Annotated in this window: 12 protein-coding genes and 1 tRNA gene; 4 read left to right on the top strand and 9 right to left on the bottom strand. The window is 71.6% G+C overall.

Annotation, left to right across the window (positions count from 1 at the left end; genetic code table 11):
* Positions 1-9 precede the first annotated feature (9 nt).
* Genes pknB through FRADC12_RS12955 form a run of 7 tightly spaced genes read right to left on the bottom strand, consistent with a single transcriptional unit; the run spans position 10 to position 10,551 of the window.
* The gene (gene pknB / locus FRADC12_RS12985) at positions 10-2,037 is read right to left on the bottom strand and encodes a Stk1 family PASTA domain-containing Ser/Thr kinase (RefSeq protein WP_045876840.1); all 2,028 of its coding nucleotides are present in this window, start codon (positions 2,035-2,037) and stop codon (positions 10-12) included.
* Positions 2,030-3,949, bottom strand: a complete 1,920-nt coding sequence (locus tag FRADC12_RS12980) for a serine/threonine-protein kinase (RefSeq protein WP_045876839.1) — start codon at positions 3,947-3,949, stop codon at positions 2,030-2,032. Before FRADC12_RS12980 ends, pknB begins: the two co-directional genes overlap by 8 nt.
* The gene (locus tag FRADC12_RS12975) at positions 3,946-5,409 is read right to left on the bottom strand and encodes a peptidoglycan D,D-transpeptidase FtsI family protein (protein WP_045876838.1); all 1,464 of its coding nucleotides are present in this window, start codon (positions 5,407-5,409) and stop codon (positions 3,946-3,948) included. The genes FRADC12_RS12980 and FRADC12_RS12975 overlap by 4 nt, the downstream gene beginning before the upstream one ends.
* A complete protein-coding gene (locus FRADC12_RS12970) occupies positions 5,406-6,893 on the bottom strand; it encodes an FtsW/RodA/SpoVE family cell cycle protein (RefSeq protein ID WP_045876837.1) in 1,488 nt (495 codons plus the stop codon). Before FRADC12_RS12970 ends, FRADC12_RS12975 begins: the two co-directional genes overlap by 4 nt.
* Positions 6,890-8,248 (bottom strand): PP2C family protein-serine/threonine phosphatase, encoded by a 1,359-nt coding sequence (locus FRADC12_RS12965; protein ID WP_045876836.1) that lies wholly within the window; start codon positions 8,246-8,248, stop codon positions 6,890-6,892. Before FRADC12_RS12965 ends, FRADC12_RS12970 begins: the two co-directional genes overlap by 4 nt.
* Positions 8,245-8,796: an FHA domain-containing protein FhaB/FipA gene (locus tag FRADC12_RS12960; protein WP_045876835.1), complete on the bottom strand. Its 552-nt coding sequence runs from the start codon at positions 8,794-8,796 to the stop codon at positions 8,245-8,247. Before FRADC12_RS12960 ends, FRADC12_RS12965 begins: the two co-directional genes overlap by 4 nt.
* A 6-nt stretch (positions 8,797-8,802) precedes the next feature.
* Positions 8,803-10,551, bottom strand: coding sequence for an FhaA domain-containing protein (locus FRADC12_RS12955; RefSeq protein WP_045876834.1), 1,749 nt, complete (start codon positions 10,549-10,551; stop codon positions 8,803-8,805).
* 490 nt (positions 10,552-11,041) lie between these two features.
* Between FRADC12_RS12955 and FRADC12_RS12950 the strand changes: the two genes are divergently transcribed.
* Positions 11,042-11,124, top strand: a tRNA-Leu gene (locus FRADC12_RS12950).
* Between the two features lie 334 nt (positions 11,125-11,458).
* On the opposite strand, the gene FRADC12_RS12945 is transcribed toward FRADC12_RS12950, so the two are convergent.
* Entirely contained in the window at positions 11,459-12,205 is a 747-nt protein-coding gene (locus FRADC12_RS12945; RefSeq protein ID WP_045876833.1) for an HNH endonuclease family protein, read from the bottom strand.
* A 263-nt stretch (positions 12,206-12,468) separates the two neighbouring features.
* Between FRADC12_RS12945 and FRADC12_RS12940 the strand changes: the two genes are divergently transcribed.
* Entirely contained in the window at positions 12,469-13,134 is a 666-nt protein-coding gene (locus FRADC12_RS12940; protein ID WP_045876832.1) for a TetR/AcrR family transcriptional regulator, read from the top strand.
* A 100-nt stretch (positions 13,135-13,234) separates the two neighbouring features.
* A complete protein-coding gene (locus tag FRADC12_RS12935; protein WP_045876831.1) occupies positions 13,235-13,585 on the top strand; it encodes a rhodanese-like domain-containing protein in 351 nt (116 codons plus the stop codon).
* A 30-nt stretch (positions 13,586-13,615) separates the two neighbouring features.
* Here FRADC12_RS12935 and FRADC12_RS12930 read toward each other — a convergent pair whose 3' ends face one another.
* A complete protein-coding gene (locus tag FRADC12_RS12930; protein ID WP_045879529.1) occupies positions 13,616-14,494 on the bottom strand; it encodes an Fpg/Nei family DNA glycosylase in 879 nt (292 codons plus the stop codon).
* Between the two features lie 72 nt (positions 14,495-14,566).
* Here FRADC12_RS12930 and FRADC12_RS12925 point away from each other — a divergent pair, with 72 nt between their 5' ends.
* Positions 14,567-14,770: a hypothetical protein gene (locus tag FRADC12_RS12925; protein ID WP_045876830.1), complete on the top strand. Its 204-nt coding sequence runs from the start codon at positions 14,567-14,569 to the stop codon at positions 14,768-14,770.
* Positions 14,771-15,038: the final 268 nt, after the last annotated feature.

Genomic DNA, 15,038 nt, shown 5'->3' with positions numbered 1-15,038 from the left:
CTGAGTGGGTCACCCGCTGGCGCTGGCGCTGGGGGTCGGGGTCCCGCCGTGGCCGGGGCCGCCGGTGGTGCCCGAGGTCGGCAGGCCGGGCAGCGTCGGGGTCGCACCGGTGGACGGCGTGCTGCTCGGGCTGCTGGTGGCCTGCGCGGCGACGGTCAGGGTGATCGTGTCTCCACGGTTCACGGTGGCGTTCTTCGGGTTCTGGTCGATGACGGTGCCCGGCGGCTGGTCACTCGGCTGCTGCTGGACCGTGTTGTTCAGCCCCAGCTGCGTCAGGGCGGCCTGGGCCGACGCGACCGACTGGCCGATGTAGCTGCCGACGTTCACCTGCGAGCTGACCACGTAGATCGTGACCGTGGTGCCCACGCCCCACGGCTGACCAGCCGCAGGGTCGGTCTTCTCCACCCGGCCCGGCTTCTGCTTCGGCGGGTTGTTGCTGTCACTGTAGGGCTGGCTCTGTACCTGGAACCCGGCCTGCGTGAGCGCGTCCGAGGCCGCCGACTCCGTCTCGCCGACGACGTCCGGGACGGGCCTCTGGTCCGGCGCCGCCGCGACCGTCAGGGTGATGGCCGTCGACAACGGGACCTTGGTGCCCTCAGTCGGCGCGATGTTGATGACCGTGTCCGGCGCGGTCCCGTCGGTCACCGTCTGCGATTTGCTGGTGATATTGGTGAAGCCGAGGTCGGTCAGCTGGTTCTTGACGGCGGTAAGGGGCTGGCCTTTCAGACCCGTGGGGATCGTCGTCTCGGTCGACGAGCCGCCACCGGAGCCACCGCCCTTGTTGGCCAGCAGCGACGTCGCGACCAGGGAGACGACGACGAACGTGAGCACGACCGCGAGGCCGGCCAGCACCCATTTCCACGCGTTCGAGCCGCGCTGGGGCGGCGGCGTCGGGCCGCCGGAGCCGCCGTACCGGTCGTCGTCCGGGGGGAAGCGCTCGAACTGGTCGGTGTAGCCGCCCACGGGGGCGTAGCCGCCACGGGTGCGGGTCTCACCGCTCTGCCGGTAGGCCCCGGCCTCGTAGCCCGAGTCTTGGTAGCCGGTGTCGCCGTAGCGGTCGTAGGTGTCGTAGCCGCTGGTTCGGGGGTCGTCGCGGTAGCCGCCGCGGGCGATCTGTGTCGCCGCGGCCGCGGCGCCGCCGGTCGGGCGGCCGGACTGCTGCGCGACGACCCTACGGCCGGCGAGCGCACGCTCCAGGTCGTCGCGCATCTCCCCGGCGCTCCCGTACCGGTCGTCGGGCTCCTTCTCCAGCGCGTGCAGCGTGACCGCGTCCGCGGCGGCTGACAGCGCGGTGTTGTGCCGCGACGGCGGGTCGGGGATCTCCCGGACGTGCTGGTAGGCGACGGCCACCGGGTTGTCGCCCCGGAACGGCGGCTCACCCGTGAGCAGCTCGTAGAACAGCACCCCGGTCGAGTAGACGTCGCTGCGCGCGTCGACCTTCTTGCCCTGCGCCTGCTCGGGCGACAGGTACTGGGCAGTGCCGATGACGGCCTGCGTGGCGGTCATCGTCGACGAGGTCGCGTTGTTGGCCTTGGCGATGCCGAAGTCCATCACCTTGACCGAGCCGTCCGGGGACAGCATCACGTTCGCCGGCTTGACGTCCCGGTGGATGATGCCCAGCCGGTGGCTGTAGTCCAGCGCCGCGCAGATGTCGGAGGTGATCTCCATCGCCCGGCGCTCCGGGAACGGGCCCTCGCGCTGCAGCATCTCGCGCAGGGTGCGGCCCTCGACGAACTCCATCACGATGTACGGCAGCCGGGAGCCGTTGATGACGTCTTCGCCGGTGTCGTAGACCGACACGATCGCGGGATGGTTGAGGCCCGCGGCCGACTGGGCCTCACGCTGGAAACGCTTGAGGAAGTTCGGGTCGCGGGCGAGGTCCGAGCGCAGCACCTTGATGGCCACGTCCCGGCCCAGCCGGATGTCCTTGCCGCGGTACACCTCGGCCATGCCGCCGTAGCCGATGCCGGCGCCCAGCTCGTACCGGTCGCCGACGAGACGTGGCTCCGTCCCGTACAAGTCCGTCACGTCAGTCACCCGCGTTCGCCTCCCCGACCACGATCCCACCACCGCGGGTACCGGTCGTCACCGCCTGTGTGACGGAGGCCGCGGCGTGGTTCGAGCCACCGGAGCCGGCGAGCGAACGGGTGATCAGGGCGCAGACGATCACGGTGAGGACCAGCAGCACCAGCAGGACAGGCAGACTGAGTCGCCGTCTGCGGCCGCCGGCCGCGCCCGCGCGGGCGGATCCGGCCCGTCGGGCCGCGCGGTTGCCCGGCTGCCAGCCGGCCGGCTCGTCCAGGTCACCGGCCGGCGCGGGGTGCGCCGCGGCCAGGCTGGTCTCGTCGCCCTGGTCGTCATCGGCCCAGCCGCCGGCGGCCGGCTGGTAGGCGGTCGGTGCCGGCTGGTAGGCCGTGGGCGCCGGTTGGTAGCCAGCCTGCTCGGGCTCGTACCCGGTGGCGCCGGGCTGGTAGCTGGTGGCGCCGGGCTGGTAGCTGTTCGCTCCCTGCTGGTACCCGGTGGCGCCGGGCTGGTAGCTGGTGGCGCCGGGCTGGTAGCTGTTCGCTCCCTGCTGGTACCCGGTCGCGCCGGGCTGGTAGCTGGTGGCGCCGGGCTGGTAGCTGTTCGCTCCCTGCTGGTACCCGGTCGCGCCGGGCTGGTAGCCGGTGGCGCCGTCGGCGCGGTTGGCGAAGCCGCCGCCCTGCTGGTAGCCGGTCTGGCCGGCTGGCGACTGGTACCCGGTGCCGCCGGGCTGGGCCGGCGGGTAGCCCGGCGCGCCCTGCTGGTAGCTGGTCGCCGGCCCGCCGCGGCCACCGGGCTGACCGGGATAGTTGGCGCCCGGCGCGGCCGGGGCTCCCGCTCCGCCGGGGTAGCCGCCGCGCGCGGCGGCGCCGCCGGGCGCACTCGTGCCGCCGGCGGCGGGAGCGCCGGCCGGGCCGTCGGCGAGCCAGGACGCCGCGCGGGTGCGCCCGCGCGGCGGCGGGCCGGCCGGGCCGGGGTGGCGCGCGGTCATGTCGGGGCTGACGCCGCCGGCGCCCGCGGCCCAGCGCGGCTCCGGCGCGAACATCTCCCGCTGGATGGCCGCGGCGCTGCGGGCGAACCCGCCGGCCGACGAAGGCCGCCGGTTCGGGTTCTTCGTCATCGCCTGCTCGACGAGCTGGCGCACCTGGTGGGGCACGTCGCCAGGCAGCGGCGGCGGGTTGTCCTGCTGGTGCGCCATGACGACGACGATGGGGTTGCGGTCGTCGAACGGCCGGCGGCCGGCCAGGCACTCGTAGGCGACGACGCCGAGCGAGTACACGTCGCTCGCCGGGGTGACCGGGCGGCCCGAGGCCTGCTCCGGTGACACGTAGTAGGCCGTGCCCATCATGATTCCGGTGGCCGTCAGCGGCGCGGCGTCGACAGCCCGCGCGATGCCGAAGTCGGTGACCTTGACGACGCCGTCGTTGCGGATCAGCAGGTTGCCCGGCTTGATGTCGCGGTGCACGATGTTCAGTGCGTGCGCGGCCTGCAGCGCGTCCGCCGCCTGGCCGAGGACGTCGAGCATCCGCTCCGGTGACAGCCGCTTCTCCCGGTGCAGCACCGCGGACAGCGGCTCGCCCTCGACGAGCTCCATCACCAGGTAGGCGGTCGGGTGGTCGTCGACGGTCGCGACCTCGCCGTAGTCGTAGACCGAGGCGATGCCGGGGTGCGAGAGGCGGGCGGCGTGCCGGGCCTCGCCGCGGAAGCGGACCAGGAACGACTCGTCGCTGGCGTACTCCGGGCGCAGCAGCTTGACGGCGACCGGTCGGCCCAGCGTCTGGTCGACGCCGCGCCAGACCTCGCCCATGCCGCCGGTGGCGATCCGGCCGTCGAGGCGGTAGCGGTTGTCGAGAACGGTGTTGGCCGGCACGGCGCCGGCGAACGGCTGAGCCGGATGGTGGGCGGGCTGCCCGGACGGGTTGTTCATCCTTGGATGTCCAATGCGGTCTGCATGACCTTCTGCGCGATCGGGGCCGCGACGGAGCCGCCGGTCCCGGACTCTCCGCCGCCATCCTCGACCACGACCGCGACGGCGATGCTTGGGTTATCGGCTGGGGCGAACCCGACGAACCAGGCGTGCGGCGGCTCGTTCGTCCCATGTTCGGCGGTGCCTGTCTTGCCTGCCACCGACACGCCGCTGATCCGCGCCTTGGTACCGGTGCCCGATGTGACCACGGACTCCATCATGGTGGTCAGGTCACTGGCTACGGACGCGGAGATGGGCTGGCCTAGCTCCTTCGGCTGGGTCTTGGAGATCTGCTTGAGGTCGGGCCCTTCGAGCTCGTCAACGAGGTACGGCTTCATCATCCGCCCGTGGTTGGCGATCGCCGACACCACCTGTGCCATCTGCAGCGGCGTGACCCGGTCGTCGAACTGGCCGATCGCCGACTGCGCGGTCTGTGCCTGGTCCAGAGACGCGGGAAAGACGCTCTTCGCCTCCGGCAGTTCGAAGCCGTCGATCGTCGTGTTGAACCCGAATGCCTGCGCCTGTGCGCGCAGCCTGTCCCCGCCGACCTGCATGCCGAGCGAGGCGAACGCGGTGTTGCAGGAGATCGTCAGGGCGTGGATCATCGTGTCGGTCTGTCCGTTCCCGCAGCGTTCACCACCGAAGTTCGGCAGTTCGGTGTTGGTCTGTGGAAGCTTGAGCCGGTCCGGCGCCGGAAGCACCGAGCTGATGTTGTACTGCCCGGTGGAAAGCGCAGCCGCCGCGGTGATCAGCTTGAAGGTCGAGCCGGGTGGATAGGTCTGCTGCGTGGCTCGGTTCAGCAGCGGCTGGTTCGGGTCCGCGTTCAGGACGTCGTAGTTCTTCTGGACCTGGTCCGGGTTGTGGCCGGCGAGATCGTTCGGGTCGTACGTCGGGGCGGTCACCATCGCGAGGATCGCGCCGGTGCGCGGGTCCATCGCGACGACCGCGCCCTTGCGCCCGCCCAGCGCCTGCGCGGCGGCCTGCTGGATCTTCGGGTCGATCGTGGTCAGCACATAGCCGCCCTTGCGGCCTGAGCCGGACAGCAGCGCGCTGACCCGGCTCGCGAGCAGCCGGTCGTCGTCGCCGTTGAGGAACAGGTTCTCGGTGTGTTCCAGCCCGGTGGCGCTGTAGAGCGTGAAATAGCCGGTGATCGGCTCATACAGCCGGCCATCCGAGTACTGGCGCAGGTACTTGAACTCGTCGTCGACCGGCGTCGAGCTGGCCATCGTCACCCGGTCGTCCGCCGGGCCGGCGAGCAGGCCGCCGCGCTGCCGGTCCAGCCGGGCCGCGATCTCCCGGGTGTTCGTCGGCTCCTGCTTGAGCGAGTGCTGCTCGCCGACCTGCACCCAGTTCGCGTTGACCAGCAGCGCCGCGAACAGGACGGCGCACACGGCCGTGACCTTGCGGATCGGCCGGTTCACGAGCTCTTCACCACGACCTGCGTCCGGGCCCCAGCCAGGGCATCCGGGTCGTACAGGGGTGCCGGCGCGGCCTCCTCCCGCGGGCTGCGGGTGGTGCTGTCGCTGATCCGCAACAGCAGCGCGATGATCGCCGCGTTGGCGACGATGGAGGAGCCGCCGTACGAGACGAACGGCAAGGTGATGCCGGTCAGCGGAATCAGCCGCATCACGCCGCCCACCTGCACGAAGACCTGGAAGGCCAGCGAGGCCGACAGTCCGGTCGCCAGCAGCTTGCCGAACGGGTCGCGGGCGCCGATCGCGGCCCGCAGCCCTCGCATGACGATCAGCGCGTACATGACCAGGATCGCCATGACGCCGGTCAGGCCGAGCTCCTCACCGAGGCTGGCCATGATGAAGTCGGTGTTCGAGAACGGCACCTTGCGCGGGTTGCCCTGGCCCAGGCCGGTGCCGGTGATCCCGCCGGCCGCGAAGCCGTACAGGCCCTGCACGAGCTGGTAGGACTTGCCGCTGGGGTTGGCGCCGCTGAACGCGTGCAGCCAGCCGTCGACCCGGACCTGGACGTGGGAGAACAGGTGGTCGGCGAGGAGTGCGCCACCGCAGAACAGCAGCAGGCCGATCGCGACCCACGAGACCTGCTCGGTGGCCGTGTAGAGGATCACCAGGAAGATCGCGAACAGCAGCAGCGACGAGCCCAGGTCGTTCTCGATGACGAGGACGCCGAGGCTCGCCGCCCAGGCGACCAGCACCGGGCCCAGGTCCCGTGGCCGCGGCAGTTTCATGCCCAGGAAGGTCGGCGAGGCGAGGGAGATGACGTCGCGCATCCGGCTGAGGTAGCCGGCGAAGAAGATCATGAGAAGGATCTTCGAGACCTCGCTGGGCTGGAACGAGAACGGGCCGACCCGCAGCCACAGCCGGGCCCCGTTGATCGACGCGCCGATGCCGGGGACCGCCGGCAGGATCAGGAAGAGTATGCCGGCGAGGCCCGCCGTGTACGTGTAGCGGGTGAGCGTCGTGTGGTCGCGGACGACCGCGAGCACCAGCACGAACACGATGATCGCCAGAAGGGTCCAGACCAGCTGGGTCTGCGCCGCGCCGGCGGTGACCGTCTTGTGCGCGCTGCGCTGCGCGTCCGCCCTCGCCAGGTCGATCCGGTAGATCATCACGAGGCCGATGCCGTTGAGGGCCGCGACCAGCGGCAACAGCAGCGGGTCGGCCGCCGGGGCGAACCAGCGGACGGCCAGATGCGCCAGACCCCACAGCGCGAAGAAGCCAAGGCCGTAGGTGGCGACCTGGAAGGTCAGCGTGCCGTTGTGTGCCAGCATCAGCGCCGCGAACGCACCGGTCGCCAGGATTCCCGCGAACACCAGCAGGCCCAGCTCACGCCGACGGTACGGCGGTAGCTCGAGCCCTGGTGGCAGTGGGAATCCGGCGAAGGTGGCCGTGAGGTCCGCGGGGCGTGGCCGGCGCAGCGGCGGCAGGCTCATGGGGTCGGCGACGCTAGGCCCACGCAGGAGACGGCTGCCGCTGGGTCCGACGTCGCACAGGCGGCGATCGAGGCCACCGTGCCGGGCAGCGTGGTGACGTTGGTCGGCGTCGCGGTTGGAGGCGTGGTCGGCTTCGAGGTGGACCCGCTGGCCGGCACGGTCCGCAGGCTGCTCACCTTCTTCTGAGCGTCGGTGAGGTCTTCGGCGTGCAGACCGGCCCGGACCGCACTGCGGTCCGGCTCGGCGACCTCGGAGATCGGCATGAAGGTGGCATGCACGCTCGACAGCGCGTCGAGGCTCTGCACCCCCTGGAAGATCGCGACCTGGTTGTCGTGGACACCCACGTAGTACTGGCTCTTCACCCACGCCCAGCCGGCGACGGCGATGAGCACGAGCAGCACCGCGACCGACGCCCCGACGAAGACGAGCCGGCGGCGGCCCCGGCCGGGGGCCGCGCCGTCGGCGAAGTCCTCGGGTGACAGGCCGCTCCGGGACACCCGCCCGATCCGGGCGGCTCGGGCGGCGGCCGAGTCACTGTCCGGGTTACGCGGGTTGGGACCGACCCGGGCCGGGGTGGCACCGGGAACGCTGTCCTTCTCGGCAGCGGCACCGGCCACCATCGCGGCCTGCGCCGGGTCCTCGTCGTCGACGACGTCCGCGACGACGACCGTGATGTTGTCCGGGCCACCGCCCTTGAGCGCCAGCTCGACCAGTCGGTCGACGGCGTCCTGCGGGCTCGTTCCCAGCAGGGCCTCGAGGATCGTCTCCCCGCTGACGACGCCGGAGAGGCCGTCGCTGCACAGGAGGTAGCGGTCGCCGAGCCTGGCCTGGCGGAGCGAGAGGTCAGGGTCGACCTCACGGCCGTCGAGGGCGCGCATCAGCAACGAACGCTGCGGGTGCGAGTTCGCCTGCTCGGGCGTGATCCGTCCCTGGTCGACCAGGTCCTGCACCAGGGTGTGATCGTGCGTGATCTGGCTCAGCACCTCGTCGCGCAGCAGGTAGCAACGGGAGTCGCCGACGTGGAGCACGCCAAACTGGTCACCGGAGGCCAGTACGGCGGTGACCGTGGTGCCCATCCCGTCGAGTGACCCGTCCCGGGCGGACATCGCGCGCAGGTTCGCGTTCGCGTCGTGCATGGCGGAGACGAGCGCCTCCACCAGTTCGTCCGCGTCGATCTCGGTGTCCAGGTCGGCCAACGCGGCGATGACCGTCGAACTCGCCACCTCACCTGCCGCGTGACCGCCCATGCCGTCGGCGACGGCAAGTAGATAGGGACCGGCATACGCCGAGTCCTCGTTTCCTTCTCGGACATGGCCGACGTCCGAGCGGATGGCGTAGTGAAGCCGCAGGCTCACCGGCGGAGCTCCAGGACCGTCTTGCCGATCCTGACCGGCGCGCCGAGGGATACCGGCATGGGCGTGGTCACTTTCGTGTGTTCGAGAAAGGTTCCGTTGGTCGAGTTGAGATCTTCGACGAACCAGCGCCCGTCGTGAGGGACGAGTCTCGCATGCCGGCCGGACGCGAAGTCATCGTCAAGAACCAACGTCGAGTCTGGAGCCCGTCCGATGGTGATCGGTTCGCCGGTTAGTGGGATGACAGTGCCCGCTAGCGGACCCTTTGTGACCACGACCTTGCTTGGCGGGTATGCATTGGGTGCGTTCGGTGGTGCCGGAGCCGGAACACCCGCCGGTGGTTGAGCCGGATGCTGATGACCACGCGGCCGCGCGACGGCGTCGCCGCCCGCCCGGACCGGTGTACCCCGCCGCGCCACCCGGCGCCGCGCTGGTTCGAGCAGATCCGTGCGGATCGCGCGGACGGCCAGCAGCACGAACGTCCAAAGCAACGCCAGGTAGCCGATTTTCACCAGCAACAGGACGAGCTCGTTCGGCTGGGACGGGTCCATCAGGCTTTACCAGCTCCGGTCGCTCGGCGGGGGTGGGCCCGGCCGGCGGCGAGGCTCGTCGGGCCGAGGACGATCGGGCGCCCGGCCGGGCAGGACTTTCTCGGCATCGTAGATCTCTTCCGGCGGGCGGCCATCGCGACCACCGGCGTTGTCGCGGCCGCTGGCGCGGCGGGCTCCGGCCGGGTGCGGCCCACTCCCGTCGCCACGGCGACCATAGCCACGACCTTGGCCAGGGTACTCATCGCTGTCACCATCCTGACGGGGCCGGGCATCTCGGGCATCCCGGCCGCCGCGGGCTGGGCCGTCCCGGTACGGCACGTTCCGTGCGCTCGACGCGCCGCGGTAGGCATCGTCACGCGGGCGCTCGGCGCGGGGGCCGGACCGGTCGTCCGCCGGTTCCGGGCGCCGGGGGCCCTGTCGGTGTGGGCCCTCGGGCTGGAGGTTCTCGCGCGGCGGCCCGGGCCGTGGCGAGTCCTGGCGCTGCGCGTCGGGCCGCGGCGGGACAGGGCGTGGCGAGTCCTTGCGCCGCAGGCCGGGGCGTGGGCGGTCCTCGCGCTGTGGCTCCGGGCGGGGCGAGTCCGGGCCAGGGCGAGCCGGCCGGCCACCCGTGCCGTCGCGGTACGGCTCGCCCCGGGCACCGGAGCGGTCTCGGTAGGGCTCGCCGCGCGGGCTCGACCGGTCGTCGAAGGGCTCGTCCGGGCGGGCGCCGGGGCGGTCGGGCCGGCCCGGGGCTGGTGGCCGGTCGCGGTAGGGCTCGCCGCGGGCGCCGGAGCGGTCGTTGAACGGCTCGTCGGAACGGTTGCCCACCGGCCGGGCCGGTCCGTCCAGCCGGTCGCGGTAGGGCTCGCCGCGCGGGCCTGGCCGGTCCCGCGGATCTGGCCGGTCCCGCGGGCCCTGGCGGTCGCGTGGGTCGGGACGGCCGCCCTGGTAGGCGTCCGGACCGCCGCCTAGCTCACGGTCGTGCTGACGGCCGAAGGGCTCCGGTGCCTCGGCGGCCATCCGACCCGGCTCGCGGCTGTCCCGACCGCCGCGGCCGTCGTCGCGCTGGAAGGTGACCAGGGCGGCGCCCAGCTCGATCAGGTCCCCGTTGACGAGCTTGACCTGCGTCGCCGGCCGGCCGTTCACGATGCTGCCGTTCGTCGAGCCGGCGTCCACATAGAGCCAGTTGCCATCCGACATCCGGCGGATCTCCCCGTGGCGGCGGGAGACCCCGGTGTCGGTCAGCCGGATGTCGCATTCCACGCTGCGGCCGATCAGCGTCGACTCGGCGGTCAGCTCGTACTCGCGCTCCCGGCCGGGGGGTGCCTCCTTGTTCGTGATCAGCAGGCGGGGCGCTCCGGGCGCGGCTCGTGGCCCCCGCCGGGGCGGCGTCGCGACCATCCCTTCGGCCGACGCCACGCTGCTGCGAATCCGGAACACGCCGACGTCCAGGTCGGCCGCCTCGGTCAGCCGGATGCTCACCGGCCCGACGAACGTGTACCGCTGCTCGGCCGCATGTTCGCGGACCATCTCGGCCAACTCGTCACACAGCGCCCGGCTGTAGGGCGAGAGCCGGTTGTAGTCCGGACTGGCCAGTTCCACGGCGAACTCGTTCGGCACCAGCACGCGGTTGGAGCTGATGGCGCGCCTGTCGTCGGCCTCCCGGGCCAGCGCGCCCGCGATCTCCACCGGCTCGACGCCACCCTTGAAGACCTTCGCGAACGCGCCTTCGACGAGGCCGCCCAGGCGGCGTTCGAATCGCTGCAGCACACCCATGCCCGACCTCCCTCCTCCCGGTACGTGAGATCGTATGCCGCCGGCCCTCGGCGCCCCCGACCACCGGGCTGACCAGGCCCGTCGCCTCACGGACATCCCGCTCGCGCAACCTTCCGGTCGCGCGCATCACCCGTGGTCCCGGCGCGGCCGTCGTCCCAGTACCCGTCAGGTTCGACCTACCCCGGAGCCATCTACCCATGCGGACGTGGTACCGTGGCTCCGCGCGAGACAAAGGCCCTGCGATGCTGGTTCACGGGGCCATAGCTTTGGAGCCGCTGCCTTGGAGCCGTAGTTTGGTTCACGAGGTTGTCTGGTTCAGGAGGCCGTTGTATGGCTGACTCTGTGTGGTCGGCTCCGTATAGTTGGCGTCGCAAGGCTGGCGATCGTAGAGTCAACACGAGGTGCTGGTAAAGTCAGGTTGGCAGTTCGGGTGCTGGGTGATGGCGACAGCGGTCGGTGGAAAAGCGTAACGCAGTAGGCAAGACCACTCGGGCGAGTGGCGGAATGGCAGACGCGCACGGTTCAGGTCCGTGTGTCCGAAAGGACGTGGGGGTTCAACTCCCCCCTCGCCCACTCACAGGTAGTACGCGCCGGGAGCTCAGGCAGGACTGAGCCCCGGCCTTCTTTTTGGGTCGGGAGATTACCGTCGTCGTCGGCGGTGCTGTTTCTCTCTGACTTCGGCAGCCGGAGAATGCGTCCCGGTCGCCTCCGTTCAGGGTCCGGGCCCGATTCAGGCCCCGGTGGGCGCGGGCCGTGGCCGACCCGACCGGTAGCCGATCGCCGTCTGGCCCGCGGGTGGCTGTCGGCTGGCCTTGGTGACAACCCCAGCGGGCCGCAACGCGATCAGGTGTCGCTGATGGCGCGCGATCGCGCGCCATCAGCGTTCATCCAATGCTTGAGCGGGAGGTCAGCCGCCGAGCTCAGGCTGCGACGCGCAGGAGGAGAGCACGGTGCGCATGGCATCGGCCTCGGCCTGGGTCACCCAGAGGTGATAGCGCGCCTTGATACCGATCTGCCGCGCGACGTACTTGCAGCGATAGCCCGTGACCGGCGGAAGCCACTCGCTGGCGTCGCTGTCGCTCTTCTTGACGTTTGTCGGCCCATCGACGGCGAGCAGGTTCTCCGGGTCGTTGGCTATCGCCTCACGCTCGGACTCGGGGAGGGCGTAGGCGCCGGTTCGCCAGGCGTCACCCAGCGGCACGACGTGGTCGATCTGCACCGCGGCGGAGTCCTTGCCCCGGTTGAACCGGATGATCCTGTTCGTGTACGGGTCGTTCAGCTCGCCGGTGAGCACGATGCAGTTGTCGGTCGTACGCACCGTCACCGAATGCAGGTCCCGGTGCAGGACGTCGTTACGGGTGTCGCAGCCGTTGTGGTCGACGTCCTTCCAGGCTGTGCCGAAGGCGTCGCGGTCATACTTCGGCGACGTGGCAAGCGGCGCGATCTTCAGCGTGCCCAGGGCGGCGAGCGCCGAGCCGTCGGCGCCGACATCCGAACCGTTGGCGGCGAACCCGCTGGGCTGGACGTTCCCCGGGCTGGCGGTCGAGGCGTCGTTGAGCGCCGTCGAAACCGCGTTGCACCCGGTCGCCAGCACCGCGACCGTCGCTGCCGCCGCCACGACAGCGGCAAGCCGCCCCGCGACCCACGTGCCCATGTCCCCCACCTGTCCCACGTCCGTTCGTTAGCGGCGAGTCTGCCGGAGTCCGGGCCCATCCGAGCAGGTTTGTCGCTCGGTGCTGGCGGCCCGGCGCCCGATCGTGCCACACATGGGGGCATATCGGGTTTTGGCCGGCCGAGAGTCCCGGACTACGGCGTTGACTCGCAACGACAGCCGAGCGAATGGCGCGCCGATGGCGCTCAGAGGTGATGGGCTCAGAACGGATGGTTGCGCATATACGAGGCCTTTACAGTTGCCGCATGAGTTTGGGGGGCCCACACGTCGTTGGCGTCGCTGCATCGGTACCGCGGTCGTTGCGCCGCGACGCGGAACGCAATCGCGAACGCATCCTGTGCGCGGCCAGGGAGCTGTTCGTCGAGCACGGCCTCGCCGTTGGCGTCGACGAGATCGCCCGGCGCGCCGGCGTCGGTATGGGGACGCTCTACCGCCGTTTCCCGAACAAGGACGCGCTCGTCGAGGAGACACTGGCCGCGGCGGTCGGACGCGTCCGCGAGCTCGCGGTGACCGCCCGCGAGACCGCGCCGCCTGGGCGCGCACTGCGCGAGTTCCTGATGACGTCGATCGCGGATGACGCCTGCCGCTGGGCCTTCGTCTCCCGGAGGCTGTGGACGGGCCGGACCAGCGCGCTCGTGTTCGACGACGTCGTCCCGTTGCTGGGGATGATGTTCAACGACGCGCAGGAGGCCGGGCTGATCCGCGCGGACGCGGTACTGGCCGACCTGATCGTGCTGCTGCGCGCGGTGCGGGTGGTGCTGGAGCTCACCGAGGCACCCGCCGGGCGGACCTGGCGACGATACATCGACCTGCTGCTGGACTCGCTGCGTCCCAGCGAGCACAACACCGCGCTCGACGGGCCGCCGATGACGCTGCGCGCCCTGGCCAGCACCGCGAGCGAGCCCGGCTGACGCGGCCGGCCGCCGCGGTAGGCCGTGGGGGCTCGGTGCCGGGAGGTGCCGGGAGGTGCCGGGAGGTGCGGCGGACCGCAGAGGTGGCACGATGACAGGCATGGGTCCCGATCAGGTGCCGACCGTAACGGTGGCGGACATCCCCGCCGAACCTACGCGCGACGACAAGCTGTTCCTGCTCGACGTGCGGGAGCCGGACGAGTGGGCTGCCGGCCACATCGAAGGCGCCACCCACATCCCGATGGGCGACCTCGTCAGCCGCCTCGACGAGGTCCCGCGGTCGGCCCGCATCATCGCGGTCTGCCGGTCCGGGAACCGGTCGGGGATGGTCACCGGCTACCTGACCAAGGGCGGCTGGGACGCGTACAACCTGGCCGGGGGCATGATGGCCTGGGCCGCCGGTGGCCGCCCGATGACCGCCGACAGCGCGGGCGCCCCGTTCATCCTCTGACCCCCGCGGCCGTGCCAACCGGCCCGCATCCTACTTCAGCAGGCGGGACAGGCGGCGGTCAGCGAGTATCCGGCCCCCGGTCTGGCAGGTAGGGCAGTACTGCAGGCTGCGGTCCGCGAACGAGACCTGGCGGACGGTGTCGCCGCAGCGCGGGCAGGCCTCGCCGGTCCGCGCGTGCACGGCCAGGTTGGCCTTCTTCTCCGCCTTCAGGTCGGCGGCGCCCAGCCCGCCGGCCGCCTCGACGGCCGATCGCAGCGTCCCCACCAGGGCGTCGTGCAGGGCGGCGACCTGATCGCCCGACAGGGCGCTGGATGGGGCGAACGGGGACAGCCGGGCCGCCCACAGCACCTCGTCCGAGTAGGCGTTGCCCACTCCGGCGAGGACCGACTGGTCGGTCAGCACGCCCTTGATCTGGCTGCGCCCGGCGGTGGAGAGCAGCGCGGCCAGCGCCTCGACGGTGAACGCGGGGTCCAGCGGGTCGATGCCGAGCCGGGCCACACCAGGCACCTCGGCCGGGTCGCGGACCAGGTAGACGGCGAGGCGCTTCTGCGTACCGGCCTCGGTGAGGTCGAAGCCGGACCCGTCGTCGAACACCAGCCGCCAGGCGAGCCCGCCGCGCCCGCCGCGGCCAGGCGTCGTCGGCTGGCGGTCCTTCCAGCGCAGCCAGCCGGCCCTGGACAGGTGCGCGATGAGGTCGAGCCGCTCGCCGCCGGCACCGGCGAAGATGAGATCGAGGAACTTGCCGTGCCTGGTCGCGTCGACCAGGGCCGCGCCGACCAGGTCGACCGGGCTCGGGGAGACGGTGCGCAGCGCGTTGATCGCGACAGGCTCGGCCCTCGTGACGACCTTGCCGACCGCGCGGTCGCGCAGGACGCTGGCGAGCGCCTCCATCTCGGGCAGCTCCGGCATGCCCTCAGTGTTGCCGGTCCGGGACGCCGTGGCCATCCCCGACCGGGGAAGCCGGCATGTCATCGTGGATCCATGACAAATGGCGGCACCGTCGACGGGCCGTGGATCAGCTGCCCCTGGTGTACCGGCACGGTGCCGCTCACACATTTCGCCGAGTCCGACGAGGAGCCGGGTGCGCAGGAGGCGGTCTGCGATGCCTGCGGGCGCCGGGTCTCGTTCCTGCCGCCCGTGCCGCCCGACGAACCGGGCGACGCGGCGTCGTCGGCCGCGGCCTGACGATCGGGATCGCGGGCCGTGCCCGTCGGCACCGGTGGTCCGATGGCCGACAGAGGGGACGAGCAACCCGTATGCAGAGCCAGTGTGTGGGATACATGTCGGTATGCGGTGAAAGGAGCGGTCCAGGCGGGCCGCGAGCGGGCAGCGCGGCGCCCCGGTGTTGGGGGAGACTGCGGCTTGGCGGGCTTCGGGCCGTCGCTGGCGGTCATGCGAGGAACTCGGCGCCACGGCAGCCGCCAGGGCCGGGACAGCTTGACGGTGGCACCGG

The sequence above is a fragment of the Pseudofrankia sp. DC12 genome (assembly GCF_000966285.1).
GTDB lineage: Bacteria > Actinomycetota > Actinomycetes > Frankiales > Frankiaceae > Pseudofrankia.
The sequence above is the reverse complement of the archived record's forward strand: the minus strand, read 5'-3'. Positions and strand labels throughout refer to the sequence as shown.